The sequence below is a fragment of the Providencia sp. PROV141 genome, assembly GCF_028481645.1.
In the GTDB taxonomy this organism is placed as follows: Bacteria; Pseudomonadota; Gammaproteobacteria; order Enterobacterales; family Enterobacteriaceae; genus Providencia; species Providencia rettgeri.
This window is the reverse complement of record NZ_JAMPPR010000014.1, coordinates 262,514-278,295: the sequence shown is the minus strand read 5'-3', so window position 1 is coordinate 278,295 and position 15,782 is coordinate 262,514. Positions and strand designations below refer to the sequence as shown.

The 15,782-nt window shown below is 40.0% G+C and carries 13 protein-coding genes; 7 read left to right on the top strand and 6 right to left on the bottom strand.

Annotated elements, in window-relative coordinates; all coding sequences use genetic code 11:
* Positions 1-55: 55 nt before the first annotated feature.
* The 5 genes from PSF09_RS09925 to glnB all read left to right on the top strand — a co-directional run bounded on the left by PSF09_RS09925 (position 56) and on the right by glnB (position 5,724).
* Positions 56-1,495, top strand: a complete 1,440-nt coding sequence (locus tag PSF09_RS09925; protein WP_210840043.1) for a sensor histidine kinase — start codon at positions 56-58, stop codon at positions 1,493-1,495.
* Positions 1,495-2,325: a two-component system QseEF-associated lipoprotein QseG gene (qseG, locus tag PSF09_RS09920; RefSeq protein WP_210840042.1), complete on the top strand. Its 831-nt coding sequence runs from the start codon at positions 1,495-1,497 to the stop codon at positions 2,323-2,325. Before PSF09_RS09925 ends, qseG begins: the two co-directional genes overlap by 1 nt.
* Positions 2,322-3,662, top strand: a complete 1,341-nt coding sequence (glrR, locus tag PSF09_RS09915) for a two-component system response regulator GlrR (RefSeq protein ID WP_210840041.1) — start codon at positions 2,322-2,324, stop codon at positions 3,660-3,662. Before qseG ends, glrR begins: the two co-directional genes overlap by 4 nt.
* Positions 3,663-3,750: 88 nt before the next feature.
* Positions 3,751-5,373 (top strand): NAD+ synthase, encoded by a 1,623-nt coding sequence (locus PSF09_RS09910; protein ID WP_272683837.1) that lies wholly within the window; start codon positions 3,751-3,753, stop codon positions 5,371-5,373.
* Between the two features lie 12 nt (positions 5,374-5,385).
* On the top strand, positions 5,386-5,724 hold the full coding sequence (glnB, locus tag PSF09_RS09905; protein WP_004912721.1) for a nitrogen regulatory protein P-II: 339 nt from the start codon (positions 5,386-5,388) through the stop codon (positions 5,722-5,724).
* A 188-nt stretch (positions 5,725-5,912) separates the two neighbouring features.
* Here the strand turns inward: glnB and hmpA are convergent, their stop codons facing one another.
* Positions 5,913-7,112: an NO-inducible flavohemoprotein gene (gene hmpA, locus PSF09_RS09900; protein ID WP_210840039.1), complete on the bottom strand. Its 1,200-nt coding sequence runs from the start codon at positions 7,110-7,112 to the stop codon at positions 5,913-5,915.
* Between the two features lie 462 nt (positions 7,113-7,574).
* Between hmpA and glyA the strand changes: the two genes are divergently transcribed.
* Both glyA and PSF09_RS09890 read left to right on the top strand, forming a co-directional pair.
* On the top strand, positions 7,575-8,828 hold the full coding sequence (glyA, locus tag PSF09_RS09895) for a serine hydroxymethyltransferase (protein WP_004912718.1): 1,254 nt from the start codon (positions 7,575-7,577) through the stop codon (positions 8,826-8,828).
* Between the two features lie 81 nt (positions 8,829-8,909).
* Complete coding sequence (locus tag PSF09_RS09890) at positions 8,910-10,061, top strand: 3-phenylpropionate MFS transporter (RefSeq protein WP_115166964.1); 1,152 nt, start codon at positions 8,910-8,912, stop codon at positions 10,059-10,061.
* Between the two features lie 39 nt (positions 10,062-10,100).
* On the opposite strand, the gene PSF09_RS09885 is transcribed toward PSF09_RS09890, so the two are convergent.
* Genes PSF09_RS09885 through PSF09_RS09865 form a run of 5 tightly spaced genes read right to left on the bottom strand, consistent with a single transcriptional unit; the run spans position 10,101 to position 15,758 of the window.
* On the bottom strand, positions 10,101-10,805 hold the full coding sequence (locus PSF09_RS09885) for a fimbrial biogenesis chaperone (RefSeq protein WP_272665904.1): 705 nt from the start codon (positions 10,803-10,805) through the stop codon (positions 10,101-10,103).
* A gap of 13 nt (positions 10,806-10,818) precedes the next feature.
* On the bottom strand, positions 10,819-11,898 hold the full coding sequence (locus tag PSF09_RS09880; RefSeq protein WP_336298617.1) for a fimbrial protein: 1,080 nt from the start codon (positions 11,896-11,898) through the stop codon (positions 10,819-10,821).
* 11 nt (positions 11,899-11,909) lie between these two features.
* On the bottom strand, positions 11,910-14,414 hold the full coding sequence (locus tag PSF09_RS09875; protein ID WP_272683836.1) for a fimbria/pilus outer membrane usher protein: 2,505 nt from the start codon (positions 14,412-14,414) through the stop codon (positions 11,910-11,912).
* 14 nt (positions 14,415-14,428) lie between these two features.
* Positions 14,429-15,118 carry a fimbrial biogenesis chaperone gene (locus PSF09_RS09870; RefSeq protein ID WP_210840367.1) on the bottom strand — a complete coding sequence of 230 codons (690 nt, stop codon included), beginning with the start codon at positions 15,116-15,118 and terminating at the stop codon, positions 14,429-14,431.
* 49 nt (positions 15,119-15,167) lie between these two features.
* The gene (locus tag PSF09_RS09865) at positions 15,168-15,758 is read right to left on the bottom strand and encodes a fimbrial protein (protein ID WP_272683835.1); all 591 of its coding nucleotides are present in this window, start codon (positions 15,756-15,758) and stop codon (positions 15,168-15,170) included.
* Between the last annotated feature and the right edge of the window lie 24 nt (positions 15,759-15,782).

Here is a 15,782-nt window from a genome sequence, read left to right as displayed (position 1 = left end):
CTTTTCGCATGACAAAGAGTTCTGCTACCATTGCAATACGTTTAATGGGTATGAGATGAATGTATTGAGTAAATGGCGTTTTTTCCCGCGCTCCTTGCGCCAACTCGTTGTGATGGCATTTTGGCTTGTACTACTTCCTTTATTAGTACTCGCTTACCAGGCGTATCAAAGCCTGGAGCAACTCAGTAACCAAGCTGCCAATATCAATAAAACCACGCTGCTTGACGCACGGCGTAGTGAGGTCATGAGTAGTCTCGCCTTAGAGATGGAGCGAAGCTATCGGCAATACTGTGTTTTACAAGATGCCACCTTGCAAACGCAATATCAGAAACAGTTTGCAGATTACCAGCAAATGTTCGAGCGTCAAAAAACAATCTTACCCACTTCGTCAGACACCTCCGCATTGGCTAACACTTTGGATGTACTTAAAACAGTCACTTGTGAAAATAATGAGCCAACAGAAAAAAACACACTAGCCTTAGAACAGTTTTCTGCCGAAAATGCCTCATTAGTGCAAGAAACTCGAGATGTGATTTTTAGCCGTGGAGAACAGCTACAAAAAGCAATTGCGAATAAAGGTCAATTATTTGGCTGGCAGAGCTTAATTTTATTCTTATTAAGCGCTTTGCTAGTGGCATTATTCACTAGGATGATTATTGGCCCAGTTAAAGCTATCGAACGAATGATTAACCGTCTTGGAACTGGACGCACGATAGCCAATAATATTGAGCGCTTCAAAGGTCCTAGGGAGCTACGGACAATCGCGCAGCGTATTATATGGTTAAGTGAGCGATTAGCATGGCTTGAATCACAACGTCATGAATTTCTTCGTCATATTTCGCACGAATTAAAAACGCCTCTTGCAAGTATGCGTGAAGGAACGGAGTTACTTGCTGATGAGGTAGCCGGGCCATTAACGGTGTCTCAAAAAGAAGTTGTAGAAATTTTGGATCACAGCAGTAAGCATCTTCAGCAACTTATTGAGCAATTACTTGACTATAACCGTAAGCTCGTAGATACCCCACCGGAAGCACAGATTGTTGATTTACAAAAACTCATTGACGATATTGTCAAAGCGCATAACTTACCCGCACGGGCTAAAAACATCAAAACAGAAGTGCGTTTAAAAGTGGATAGCTGTTTAGCTGAACCCTCACTTCTTGGGAGAGTTATTGATAATATCTATTCCAATGCGGTGCACTATGGTGGCGAATCAGGTAATATTTGGATCTCTAGTCGCCAAACAGGCAATAAACTGCTAATTGAAGTTGCGAATACGGGTACGCCAATTCCTGAATCTGAGCAAAGCATGATTTTTGAACCTTTCTATCAAGGTTCATTGCAAAGAAAAGGTGCTGTTAAAGGAAGTGGGCTAGGGCTGAGTATTGCGCAAGATTGTATTAAACAAATGGGGGGCGAGCTTTCTCTTGTTCCCACTAAATCAGCAGATGTCTGTTTTAGAATTGAACTGCCTCTAACCGCAGAGAATGAATAATGGTAAATCGGTCTACAGGTGTTTGGGCGGTACTTTACCGTAATGCATCGTTAAGTAAACATAGTCAAAGAGTACCTTATGTGATGAGACGTACAGGGCTCAATTTTGGGGCGGTCTTATTTTCCCTAATCTTAAGTGGATGTGTCGCTAAAAATGGTCAGTCACCGCTCGAAACTCTAGCACAAGTCGTTGTGCCTGAGGTAAAAGTTACGGACTACCGGTATACATCATGTGAAACGATCTGGAATAATGACCAACCTACTGCACGGGAAAACGCGCTATTTTGGTTGCGAATGATGGACTGTGCCGATCGCACTGAAACCAGTCAAGCACGTGATGAAGCAGGTAAAATCGAGGTAACAAACTGGTCGAGTGCATTTCAACAAAATATATTGTTGAATTCTGCTGACCCGTCTATTGCTGAGCGCCGCAAAATGCTTGATAGCATCAATACGTACAGTTTGAATTTTCCAACAGCAGTACGGCCATTATTACAATTATGGCGTGAGCAACAAGTCCAAATTATCAACTTGTCTGACGCGGGTGTTCGCTATAAACGCCTACAACAAGAAATGGATACAAAGCTCGACCGCTTGAAAGAAGATAATGCTAAATTGGCTTTCGAACTGAATACGACCTCCCGTAAGCTTGAAAACTTAACGGATATTGAACGTCAACTTTCATCTCGCAAAAAGAGCACGAACGAAACTGAAAAAGAGGTGGAAAATGGGGTTGAAGGAGATAAACCTATTTCCTCTGAAGAGCCAAAGCCTGATAGCAGTGTATCTTCTCCAGTAGAGCAAAACTCATCGGAGAATGAACAAAAATGACGAATCGTAAGTCAGCAAATTTATTACTCGTGGATGATGACCCAAGTCTTCTGAAACTGTTAGGTATGCGTTTGAGTAGTGAGGGTTTTAAAGTCACTACAGCAGAAAGTGGTCCTGAAGCACTAAAAATCTTACAAAAAGAAAAATTAGATTTAGTCATCAGTGATTTACGTATGGATGAAATGGATGGCATGGCGCTTTTCGATGAGATACAAAAAGCCCATCCAAACATGCCTGTCATTATATTAACAGCTCATGGCTCGATTCCTGATGCCGTCGCGGCAACACAACGAGGCGTATTTAGTTTTTTAACTAAGCCAGTCGACAAAGACGCATTATATAAAGCGATTGATGAAGCACTCGCACTTTCTTCAACACCCATGAGTGATGAAGAATGGAGCTCAGGTATTGTCACACGTAGCCCCTTAATGATACGCCTGTTAGAACAAGCGCATATGGTGGCACAATCTGATGTTAGCGTATTGATTAACGGGCAAAGTGGTACTGGTAAAGAGGTTTTAGCGCAGGCGATTCATAAAGCTAGCCCTAGGGCACGTAAGCCGTTTATTGCCATTAACTGTGGTGCACTACCTGAACAATTATTAGAGTCTGAACTATTTGGGCATGCAAAAGGCGCCTTTACTGGCGCAGTCAGTAATCGCGAAGGGTTATTCTTTGCTGCCAGTGGTGGAACGTTATTTTTAGATGAAATTGGTGATATGCCAATGCCATTGCAGGTTAAATTACTGCGGGTATTGCAAGAGCGCAAAGTTCGTCCTTTAGGTAGCAACCGTGATTTAGATATTGACGTACGTATTCTGTCTGCAACTCACCGTAACCTACCAAAAGCAATGGAAAAAAATGAGTTTCGTGAGGACCTTTACTATCGTTTGAATGTGGTTAACTTGCGTATTCCTGCGTTAAATGAACGTTCAGAAGATATTCCATTATTAGCTAATCATCTATTGCGTGAAGCTGCATCACGTCATAAACCTTTTGTACGTAGTTTTTCCAGTGATGCAATGAAATGCTTAATAACAGCGAGCTGGCCGGGCAATGTCCGTCAATTAGTGAATGTTATCGAACAGTGTGTTGCATTAACGACTTCTCCTGTTATAAGCGAAGCACTGGTCAGCCAAGCACTTCAAGGTGAAAATACGGCGCTACCAACATTTGTTGAAGCTCGCAATCAGTTCGAATTGAATTATTTACGTAAGTTATTACAAATGACGAAAGGAAATGTTACTCAAGCTGCCCGAATGGCAGGACGAAACCGTACAGAATTTTATAAATTACTTGGTCGTCATGATTTAGAAGCTAATGATTTTAAAGAATAAATAAGTATTATTTACCACATGGTTGTTATCGATTACATTATGTGGAATAAGGCAATTCATATTCACGCTCCGGGAGAAAAAACACCTTATGAGCCGTAAGCTTAATATTTCACTAGCACAACTTAATTGGTTAGTCGGTGATATCGAAGGCAACTGCGATCGCATGCTGCAAGTTGTGAGTGAACAAGCACCAAACACAGATATTGTCATGTTTTCAGAACTGTCTTTGACAGGGTATCCACCAGAAGATTTAATTTTCCGAGCTGATTTCGAGGACCGCTGTTTAGTACAACTTGACCGTTTGCAAAAAGCTAGCCAAGAAACGGCGATTATTGTTGGTCATCCATGGTATGAAGGGGATGATATCTATAATGCGCTGTCCTTTTTCTATCAAGGTAAATTGCACGCTCGCTATTTTAAACAAGAGTTGCCAAATTATGGTGTGTTTGATGAACCCCGTTATTTCACTGCAGATGAAAAATCCTGCGTTGTTGAATTTAAAGGTTATCAACTCGGTTTATTAATTTGTGAAGACATTTGGTATGACGAGCCAGTAGATGCAGTCAAAGGGGTGGGTGCTGAAATATTATTAACCATCAATGCATCTCCTTATGATATTCATAAAGAGCATATTCGAACCGACTTATTAGTCGAACATTGCAAACGCACTCATATGCCAATTGTGTATCTCAACCAAGTGGGGGGGCAAGATGAATTGGTGTTTGATGGTGGCTCAAAAGTCATTGCGAATAAAGGTAAACAAATCTTTAAATTGGCAGAATTTAAAGAGCAGGTGATCACAGTACAATTTGATGAACTTGCATTGGTGAGCGAAGGTAGCGTATTTATTGAGAATGACCCAGTTGCTCAGGTATACCAAGCTTTAGTTATGTCAACTCGTGATTATATCAATAAAAATGGTTTTAATGGTGCAATCTTAGGGCTATCAGGTGGTATTGACTCAGGGCTAACGGTGGCCATTGCCGTTGATGCTATAGGGAAAGAGCATGTACAAGCTGTCATGATGCCATTCCGCTATACTTCTGAAATGAGTATTCACGACGCTAAAGAGCAAGCTGATTTGCTTGGGGTTGAATTCGATATCGTATCCATCGAACCGATGTTTGATGCCTTTATGGCCCAGTTAACCCCGATGTTTGAAGGAACCGCGGTTGATACCACTGAGGAAAACTTACAAGCGCGTTGCCGAGCGGTTATTTTAATGGCAATGTCAAATAAACGTCGTCGCTTAGTGTTGACGACCAGTAATAAAAGTGAATCTGCTGTTGGTTATTCAACATTATATGGCGATATGGCGGGTGGCTTTGACGTATTAAAAGATGTACCGAAAACTCTCGTCTTTGAGTTAGCTAAATATCGTAATACATTATCTCCAGCAATTCCTCAACGTGTGATTGATAGACCACCGTCAGCAGAACTTGCTCCAGGGCAATTAGATCAAGACAGTTTGCCGCCTTATGATGTGTTAGACGCATTATTGGAAGGCTATGTGGAAAAAGACTTGTCAGTTAATGATTTAATCAAACTTGGTTTTGATAAAGACGTAGTGCGTAAAGTTGTACGTCTTGTTGATATTAATGAATATAAACGCCGTCAGGCTCCTGTTGGGCCACGTATTACGATGCGTAATTTCGGTAAAGATCGCCGCTATCCGATCACCTCAGGTTTTGGCCGTAAAAACTGGTCATAACAGGAATTATTTATGAAAAAAATTGATGCAATTATAAAGCCATTCAAACTTGATGATGTTCGTGAAGCATTGGCAGAAGTGGGTATTACCGGAATGACGGTAACTGAAGTGAAAGGCTTTGGACGTCAAAAAGGGCATACCGAGCTTTACCGTGGTGCAGAGTATATGGTTGATTTTTTACCTAAGGTAAAAATTGAAATTGTTGTCCCTGATGATATTGTTGAAAACTGTGTCGAAACCATTATGCAAACGGCACAAACGGGCAAAATTGGTGATGGGAAGATCTTTGTTTATGATGTAGCTCGAGTGATCCGTATTCGGACCGGCGAGCAAGATGAAGAAGCGATTTAATAAATTACGTTATGTGAAAATGCGGTAACGGAAAATACACAGGAATGGGATTAGAATTGCGTATTTATTATGCGAGTCCGTTACCGCTAAACTTAGAAAAATGGCAAACACTTAACCATTTAAACCATTTTCTTCAGTTAACATGTTTCAGAGAATGCTCTTCTAAACAGAAGAGCATTTTTTATCCATTAATTGAGGGGCAATACTTTGTGTGGTCCAAAACATTCATAGTGAATAGCATCGGCATCGACACCCATTGCAATTAGCTGTTTGCCTACGTGCTGCATAAAACCAACAGGGCCACAGAAATAGAATTGCATGTTCGGTTGTTCAATCCATTCACGTACCAATTCTAAATTCATTAAACCTTCATATTGGTAATCAAACCCGAGACGATCTTCCTCTCTTGGTTGATTAAACCAAATCGCAGATTGGCTGGTTTGTTGTTTTGCTAATAGTTGTTGAATTTCGTGCCTAAAGGCATGAACAGCACCATTTTCAGCGGCATGGAACCAATTAACTTGTGCATTGTGACCTTGTTCTGTTAGATGATTTAACATACTCAGCATTGGGGTTAAACCAACGCCTGCAGAGATCAAGGTAACAGGTGTCTGGTCATCAACATCAATGAAGAAATCACCACATGGTGGGGCGAGCAGTACACTATCACCTTCATTTAATTGTTGATGTAAGAAATTAGAAACGGAGCCTTGTTCTTCACGTTTTACTGCAATACGGTAGCTACGGCCATTAGGCGCGGTCGTTAGTGAGTATTGGCGGATTTCTTGGTTTTCAAATCCCTGATTGTTGACATAAATAGTGATATATTGGCCTGGACGGTAATCTGCGACGGGTTTCCCATCGACAGGTATGAATTCAAAACTGGTGATTACATCGCTTTGTGGTTGTTTTTGTTTCAATTTAAATTCACGTAAACCCTCCCAGCCTCCAATTTTATCTGCATTCTCTTGGTAAATGACTGCTTCACGACCAATAAAGATATCAGCTAAGACCCCGTAAGCTCTTCCCCAAGCATCAAGCACTTCTTGGCCTGGACTAAGTAGCTCATCGATAGCCGCCAGTAAATTTTCCCCAACAATAGGGTAATGCTCAGGTTTGATATTTAAACTAACGTGTTTTTGGGCAATTTTTTCAACCGCTGAAATCAGTGCTTCAGGGGTTTCAATATTTACCGCATAAGCACAAATAGCATTGAACAGCGCTTCACGTTGGTCGCCGTTCATTTGGTGAGTCATGTTAAAAATATCTTTTAGTTCAGGGTGTTGTTTAAACATCCGATCATAAAAATGTGCGGTTAGTTTTGGCCCTGTTTCAGCAATGGCAGGAATGGTTGATTTAACAATGGCGATGGTTTGGCTATCTAGCATACAGGTGCTCCTGAATTATTTTCATGTTCTCATCGTAGTGAGCGTAAGGCGTCAGTTTTTAGTTTTGTACAAACATATCCTTTTGCATCATTGGGATAAGTTTATTTCATCCCAATAAATCACTCTTTTTTGAGAGACATAAAGTTTATTTATAAACATGCATTTTAAATACAACTTATAATATTTAAGGTTTTATGTAAAGACTCAAACTGGGAAAATATGTCGGAATTAGGCACATAATGAGAAGGGGCTAGCAAATCTGGATGTTTCTACGTTAAAAATTAAAATTTAAGCTATTTTATAGTGGAGCCTTCAGAAGCAAATGAAGTGAAAAAAATTAATGCAATCGTTTGCGTATATTTTTTCTTTAGGGCTATCTCAAGAGAGAAAAAGAGTTTACACTGTGTGTCATTGCGATGAATCGATTTTCAACCTATTGAATTGCTGAGGCAGGAGAAGCGAATGTTAAAGCGTGAAATGAATATTGCTGACTACGATCCAAAATTATGGGAAGCAATGGAGCAAGAAGTACAACGTCAAGAAGAACACATTGAATTAATTGCTTCTGAAAACTATACCAGTCCACGAGTCATGCAGGCTCAAGGTTCTCAGCTAACCAATAAATATGCAGAAGGCTACCCAGGCAAACGCTACTATGGCGGTTGTGAGTATGTTGATGTGGTAGAACAATTAGCGATTGACCGTGCGAAAGAACTCTTTGGTGCTGACTATGCGAACGTGCAACCGCACTCAGGTTCACAAGCTAACGCTGCTGTTTACATGGCGTTATTACAGCCAGGTGATACTGTTCTGGGGATGAACCTTGCACATGGTGGTCACTTAACTCACGGTTCACCAGTTAACTTCTCAGGTAAACTGTATAACATCGTGCCTTATGGTATCGATGAAAGCGGTAAAATTGATTACGATGATATCAAAGCACAAGCTGAAAAACATAAACCAAAAATGATTATCGGTGGTTTTTCTGCGTATTCAGGTGTGGTTGATTGGGCAAAAATGCGTGAAATCGCAGATGGCATTGGCGCTTATTTGTTTGTGGATATGGCTCACGTTGCAGGTTTGATTGCTGCCGGTGTTTATCCAAACCCAGTTCCTCACGCACACGTTGTGACGACAACAACACATAAAACTTTAGCAGGTCCACGTGGTGGATTAATTTTAGCTAAAGGTGGTGACGAAGAGTTATACAAAAAAATCAATTCAGCCGTATTCCCTGGTTCTCAAGGTGGCCCTTTAATGCATGTGATTGCAGGTAAAGCGGTTGCTCTGAAAGAAGCGATGGAACCAGAATTCAAAGTTTACCAACAACAAGTGGCTAAAAATGCCAAAGCAATGGTCGACGTTTTCCAAAAACGTGGCTATAAAGTCGTATCTGGCGGAACGGAAAACCATTTGTTCTTAGTAGATTTAGTAGACAAAGACATCACAGGTAAAGATGCCGATGCTGCACTAGGCCGTGCAAATATCACGGTTAACAAAAACAGCGTACCTAACGATCCTAAGAGCCCATTCGTAACGTCAGGTGTACGTATCGGTTCTCCTGCAATTACACGCCGTGGCTTTAAAGAAGCAGAAGCGAGTGAGCTAGCGGGCTGGATGTGTGATATCCTAGACAACCTCAATGACGAAGCGACCATTGAGAGCGTAAAACAAAAAGTATTAGCAATTTGCAAGAAATACCCAGTTTACGCATAATTTAAACGACAATTCGTGATTAAAACCCGCTTCTACATGCATGTATGAGCGGGTTTTTTGCATTGAAAAAACGGAGGGATGATGGTCATTCCATCAACGCGTTGGCTAGCCATTGATTATTTTACCTACTTTTTTGCTTACAGTATTTTCTTACCATTTTGGTCAGTTTGGCTACAAGGTGAGGGAATTGATGCAGAAATGATTGGTGTTTTGTTAGGGGTAGGGTTAGCAGCCCGTTTCCTTGGCGCGATGTTCATTACTCCTTTAGTTAAAGAGCCCTCGAAACTGATTACTGCACTACGTTTACTTGCAGGGCTTTCACTCATTTTCTCTGTTGGTTTTGCTTTGGGCTCTCATTGGGCATGGTTGCTATTTGTAATGATAGGCTTTAACTTATTTTTTGCACCAATGGTCCCGCTGGGAGATTCACTGGCGGGGACATGGCAAAAACAATTTACCTTTGATTATGGCAAAATTCGCGTCTGGGGTTCGATAGCTTTTATTATTGGCTCCTCATTGATGGGTTATTTAGCAGGTGTTTGGGGTAATAAAGCCATCATGGTGGCGTTGATAGTAAGCTGTTTAGCATTATTACTCGGCGCAATGCTGAAACCGGCAATTATGCCAATGGGAGCGGCGAAAATTGAAGGTGGCAATAAAGTCACTTTTAAACAGTTGATTGCCGATAAAAACGTCGTTAGGTTTTTAATTTGTGTGACCTTATTACAAGGGGCCCATGCAGCTTATTATGGTTTTGCTTCCCTATTTTGGAAAGAGGCGGGTTATTCAGATTTAGTGATCGGTAATTTATGGTCGCTGGGTGTGGTTGCTGAAGTCATTGTATTTATGTTAAGTCACCGTTTGTTCCGGCGTTGGAGTGCGCGTAATTTACTGCTGCTATCCGCATTTTGTGGAATTATCCGTTGGGGGCTGATGGGGGCGTTTACTGCATTACCTGTGTTAATTGTAGTGCAAATTCTTCACAGTGGGACTTTTACGATTTGCCATCTAGCGGCAATGCGCTTTATCAGCGCAAGAAAAGAAAATGAAATTATCCCATTACAAGGTGTTTACTCTGCCCTCGCAACCGGTGGTGGGTTAGCCGTACTGACTATTATTGTGGGGTATATTTATGAACGAGTGCCTGCTCATCATGGTGTAGTTTTCTATTTAATGGCGCTTCTTGCTGTTCCTGCCGTGTTTATCCGCCCTAAAGTTGTAGCTCAATCCTAGTATTTATCAACCAAGCTATAAAAGGGTTTATACCTATTTTTATAGCTTGGTTTGGTACTGAATTTGTTTCCCTGTATCGTCAATATAAATCATTGTTATATTTTCCCCATGATTAATTGTGGCGGTTGAAGGGAAGATTTGTGATGAAAATGGCGCAATCATCGAACTTTTTGTAATAGAACGGCTTTCATTATTAGCTAGATAAATATTGGCAATACTTAAAAAATAAGGGGTCGGGTTGTTGACGATAATACCATCTTTAGCTAAATGGAATTGAATGTTATTGATTGAATCATCGGGTTTATTTATAAGCGCAATTGGTCGATAAAAAACTTTAATCCGTGTTTGAATGGCAAATTGTAGCAAATTTGCACTATTTATTTGTTTTGGCTTTGGCGCAATGTCTAATACATTTAAATAAAATACAGACTCTTTATTCGTAGGGAGTTTGTCGCCAATAAAGCGTATTCGTAATTGAACTCCGTCATTTGCCGCGATTTTAGTCATGGGGGGGGTCACAATAAATGGCGCGTTCGTCGTTTCTGGTGTTGAATCGAGGTTACCTTCATCCACCCAGCTTTGAGTCAATGTGGCTTGTTCACTGTAATTAGTAAGTTGAATTCCGACGGCCTTTTTATCGCTAGGAAAAATAATTCGTGTTCCTTGTAAAACAAGGCTCGCACTTGTTTGGACGCTAAAAAATAGTAACGTAGCGAACCCTGTGATTTTAATTATTCCGGTCATAATATTTTCCTTTCTAATTGTATGACATCACCACGGTTGCAGTACTTGAGACTTGTCCTTGAATAACACTACTTGGGTTGTATGCATGGTAATAGGCACCTAAATTTACTGAAAAAGAAGGGGAAATCGGATTTCCCTTGAGAACAGTAAAAATATTTGTTGCCCCACTTTTATCTGCCACGCTATCCGAAAGTACTAATGGTGTATTGAGATTACTTGCGCTAACTAATCGGAAGCCAACACCCTTAGCACCTTGACTAATGGTATTATTCAATGTTGTTTTATCATTTGAGAGCAGGTTGCTACTGGATAAAAAAATAGATACATCACGAGAAGCATTACCACCTGCTAAAAAATCTTGGCAGGTAAAATTAAGTGTAAATGGCGTGTAGCCTGCTCTGGTTACAGTTTTCACCACATTGATACTTACTGGGGGTAGTGCAACGACTAAACCTTGGTTAACAAAATTACAGGTAGTGAGAATGGGATTATAAGTTAAGGTCATTGGTTGTAAGTAGATATCATCGGCACTGGTTGGCCATTGTAGCGTTAACAGAAAAGTGACTAATTTGACTACAATATCTAATAACCACTGTAGAATTCCCAAGCTGGATGCATCAGAGGCGAGTACAATAGGGGTAATTGTGGCGGTACTTCCTGATACTTCGACATAGTTGGTTCCGGGTTTGGTTGTGAGCAAATTAAATTGAACGGTAAAATTTGTATCGAGCTCACTACCTTGATGTATACCTTCCGTAAGGCCGACAACCCTATCTTTTTCTAATGCAGTGACTGTAATTGAGACAAACTGCTTTCCACCATTAAAACCAATAGTGGCTGTTCTGCCTTGGAAAGGGGATGCAATACCGATAGAGTTAGGGAAAAGCAGCCCTCTTGCAGTACAGGTAAAAGTTCCAGGGTAGATGGTTCTGCTATTTTTACTAACTTGAGTCGATGTACTGGTAAGTTCGGTCGATAAATCAAAAGCAATAGCGGGAGCCGTCACCGTAGATGTTTGTCTACAATGTGCGGAGGAATACTGACTATAAGCCAATATACTGGAAAGCATCAGTGCTAAAGTGACTTTTTTCATCATATTTACCTTTATCGACAGAGGTTTTTGTTTTTATCCATCGTATTGAGTAGTGGCTCAATAACACATGTTTGTTTCCCTTTAAGCTTTATGTGCAATGCCATCGGTAATTGCTCACTTTTGATATACATCACGCCAGATTGACCGACATAACCAACACTTTGCTGTTTAGCATTTGTGATTTCTGTACCAAAAGGTAAGCTATCGCCATTAGCAAGCACGCCTCGGATGAGATAAGTTTGTCGTGTATCGGTTTCGAGTTTGATGTAATTCACCGCTCCTTGATATGGACTTACATTGGCCATATTACCGAGCACCTCTGCACCTGCGGTTTTTTCTGTATCTGTTAAGGTATAGGTATTGGTTCTATATGGTGTGGAATTGGCAACTAAAACAACACCTTGTTGGTTGGTTAAGGTGGTTTTATCGGCGTTGACCATCATGTTACTGGCCATTGGTGCGTCAATGATGGTATAGGTTTGCCCTGTTTCCCCTGAAAAAACAATATGTCCAGGGATAGCAACTAGAGTCCCTCTGGCGCCTAAACCAGTTTGGCGGTAATTATTGGCTTCGGTGTAAGATCCTGAAAGCGTGCTAGAGGGGAGCTGATAGCTGGCGTTGCCACCCACTAAGTTATTCCCACCGCTTTGATTTGTTGCAGTTAGCGTATAATTGACTTGGTCATTTTTACCTGCAATACCACTGACACTTAGCGTAGTTTGTTGGTAACGAGAGTCAGTGAAATAACTTCCCATACTAATATTGGCGCGTTTTTCAAATAAAGAAAAAGGAACACTAAAATTGGCATAGATACGTGTTTCTTCTTCGCTGTCGTAATTCCGAACACGTGAAACAGACACACTATAGGAAATATCGTTATAGTTGTTGGCATAGCCAGCTTGATATTCACGGCTATTACCGTTTGTATTCCAATAATCACGGTGTGTCCCCGAGATGAATACCGAACCATAACCATCAGCTAATTGTTGGTTTAAATTCAATGTAAATGTATTTTTAGCACGTGAACCGCGTAAGGCGTCATAATTAGTGAGTGAAAGTTCAGGTGGAATATTATTGCCGAGTTTTTCGGATAGCTGGTCTTGATAAGCTTTCCAAGCGCGATAATTGTCTTGAGAATAAATGGCATCAATAAAACTATAGTAACCACTAGTCGAATAACGATATGACGCCAAGGTTAAATTGGTCGACGTTGTGTTAATATATTTGTTATAAGTCAAGCGATAGCTTTGACCTCTATGATCGCCTGAATCTAATTTAGTATTTGCTTGCGTGATATCAGCTGAAATGGCCCCAAAACTAAAATTCCAACCACTCCCAATAACGCCGGAATAGTATTTTTCGCTAAATAACATTCCTGCATAAAGCGTCACTAAATTATTTAAACCATAGTGAAACTCGCCTTGAGTAAATTTGGGTTGGTAATGGGTACTATCGATTTTAGTTTGACCAACAATAAAATTGTAATTGTAGACACCTTGTTTGAGCATATCAGGTACAGCAGAATAGGGCACAGTAAAGGTTTCTTGCCTTCCATCAGCTTCTTGAATAACGACAAATAAGTCACCACCACCAGCACTAGGTTGAAGGTCATTAAATGCAAATTCACCAGGGGGAACGCTCTCTTGATAAACTAGATTATTATTTTGGTACACGCTGACTAAGGCATTTGTTTGAGCGACACCGCGTATAATGGGGACAAAATTTTGACTTGAATTTGGCAACATACTAGCTTCTGTTGCTAATGCAATGCCTCGAACTCGAATACTATTAAATAGGGCTGCTGGCGTATAAAAATCACCTAATTTCAACCCGGATTTGATTGCACTAAGGGGGCGGTAAACATAACGGGTACTGTTTTTCCATTTTTGGCTACTATGAGAGCTATGTCGATAGCTGGATTCATCTCTAAATTGCCAGGCGCCCAAATTAATGCCTGAATTTAAGGTCGCATAAAAATTGTCACTGCTGGTTTTTGAGTTTTTTTTCTCTTTGTAACTATAATAATTTGTATTATAAGAAAAAATAATTGCAGGCTCGCCATAATTCCAGAGACTGGGGTCAACATAGTTAGCTTCGAGTTGCTTCAGAGCGACTTGAGGGACGATAATATCGAGCCTCAAGTCGTTGATATTAAATTTATATTTTATATTGGGTACTAAATCATCTATAGGAATAAGTGGCTGTTGTTTGGTTTGCTCAATCACCTCAGCAGATAAATTCAGGTTTAATCTCTGTACATCAGCAGCAGCAAGGCTAATCAGTTTGCCATCATTATTGACATCAATTTCAAACTGACCTTTCCAATTATTATTGACATAAAGATCGGCTAATTGTTTACCTGATGGAATGTTATTGTCAGTATAGAATCGTGAAATATCTCCTTGCGCAGATTTGCCAACCAATAGGGAAGTCTCAAACTCGTCCGCTATTGAGTTCTTTTGATAACTTTGCAGTCCTATTAAGATTAGGAGATAGAGATAATTTTCTTTTTTCACGATGATTTCTTCTATTAAAGTTTAATATTTTTAGATTTGAAAACACCATAGTCATCCACATACATTACAATCATGTCGTGGTTTTTTATTATTCCTTTAATAGGGAATTCTTTTTCAGACATAGGGGCAATCATCGCAGAATCAGTTAATGAATTATTTTTATCGTCAGATGGTGTGATAGCTGCAATAGTTAAATGGTATTGCGAGTTATTTTTAACTAATATTTTATTATTTTTAATCTGGTAGCTTGCATTATTAATAACCTCATCGGGGGGGGCAGTTAGCCCAATAGGACGATAAAAAATTTTAATTCTTGAACGTGTGGCTAGTTGAATTGCATTTTTGCCTTTAGCAGATTCTGGCGTTTTAGGAATGTCTAAAACATTTAAGAAAAATACACTTTCAATATTTTCAGGAAGTTTTCCGGGTATTTTTTTAATTTTTAGTTGCTGACCTTGTAAACCTTCAATTTTAACAATAGGAGGGGATAAATAAAAAGGCGCTTCAGAATTCTCAGGCGTGGAATTTTCATCACCGTTATCAATCCATGACTGAACAAGAGAAGATGTTTTGCTGTTATTAGTTAATTGTACAGCAATACTATCAGCGTCAGCAGGATATATAATTCGAGTGCCTGTAATAATAACATTAGAAAATGTTGTGCTCGAAAATAAAATAGTGAGTAATAAAACTAGAGTTTTCATAATAGCATCCATTTAAAGCCAGGCTAATAAAAGCCTGGCTAAGTCATAATTATAAATAGGAAACTGTATATATTACGTTTGATTGCAAAAGACCGACTTTGGCAGCAGTTGTATTAGTTTTATAATAACTGGCTATTAAATTAAGAGTAGCTCCTGTTGCGCCACCAGTGTCAGCCCCTGTAAGGTTAGTATCAAAAGCTACATTGAGTGGAATTGCAGTGGTTGGAGTACTGGTTTTAGATAAACTAAACCCGACGTTTTTGGCAACGGAAGCATCATTTTCATTCACGGAAGTATTCACTAAATACAAACCGGAAGGCGAAATGTTACTTGATGAATAAAAATGTAATTTCAGATTACTGACTGGGACGCTTGCGGGCGCACAATCTGAGAAAGTTAAAGAAAATTGTTTTTGATTTTTAGAAATAACCGTTGCGGCAGTTATCCCTGCATCTGTTACGGTTATTGGGTCAAGAACAACAGTCATATCGGCACTATTTCCGCCATTAATGGTACAGGTTGTATCGCTTATTGCTCCAGAAATTGAAATAATTCCCCCAGCACTATTCGTTATTGCAAGTGCTGAGCCTGATATAACAGATAAAGAAAGTAAAGACAGAGGTAGTATATATCTAGGCATAATTAACCCCATAAGGTCAAAGTA

What these genes read in the sequence shown, in the direction of transcription:
- PSF09_RS09925 (WP_210840043.1), top strand. Translation starts at nt 56, where the DNA reads ATGAATGTATTGAGTAAATGGCGTTTTTTCCCGCGCTCCTTGCGCCAA.
- qseG (WP_210840042.1), top strand. Translation starts at nt 1,495, where the DNA reads ATGGTAAATCGGTCTACAGGTGTTTGGGCGGTACTTTACCGTAATGCA.
- glrR (WP_210840041.1), top strand. Translation starts at nt 2,322, where the DNA reads ATGACGAATCGTAAGTCAGCAAATTTATTACTCGTGGATGATGACCCA.
- PSF09_RS09910 (WP_272683837.1), top strand. Translation starts at nt 3,751, where the DNA reads ATGAGCCGTAAGCTTAATATTTCACTAGCACAACTTAATTGGTTAGTC.
- glnB (WP_004912721.1), top strand. Translation starts at nt 5,386, where the DNA reads ATGAAAAAAATTGATGCAATTATAAAGCCATTCAAACTTGATGATGTT.
- hmpA (WP_210840039.1), bottom strand. Translation starts at nt 7,112, where the DNA reads ATGCTAGATAGCCAAACCATCGCCATTGTTAAATCAACCATTCCTGCC.
- glyA (WP_004912718.1), top strand. Translation starts at nt 7,575, where the DNA reads ATGTTAAAGCGTGAAATGAATATTGCTGACTACGATCCAAAATTATGG.
- PSF09_RS09890 (WP_115166964.1), top strand. Translation starts at nt 8,910, where the DNA reads ATGGTCATTCCATCAACGCGTTGGCTAGCCATTGATTATTTTACCTAC.
- PSF09_RS09885 (WP_272665904.1), bottom strand. Translation starts at nt 10,805, where the DNA reads ATGACCGGAATAATTAAAATCACAGGGTTCGCTACGTTACTATTTTTT.
- PSF09_RS09880 (WP_336298617.1), bottom strand. Translation starts at nt 11,898, where the DNA reads ATGAAAAAAGTCACTTTAGCACTGATGCTTTCCAGTATATTGGCTTAT.
- PSF09_RS09870 (WP_210840367.1), bottom strand. Translation starts at nt 15,118, where the DNA reads ATGAAAACTCTAGTTTTATTACTCACTATTTTATTTTCGAGCACAACA.
- PSF09_RS09865 (WP_272683835.1), bottom strand. Translation starts at nt 15,758, where the DNA reads ATGCCTAGATATATACTACCTCTGTCTTTACTTTCTTTATCTGTTATA.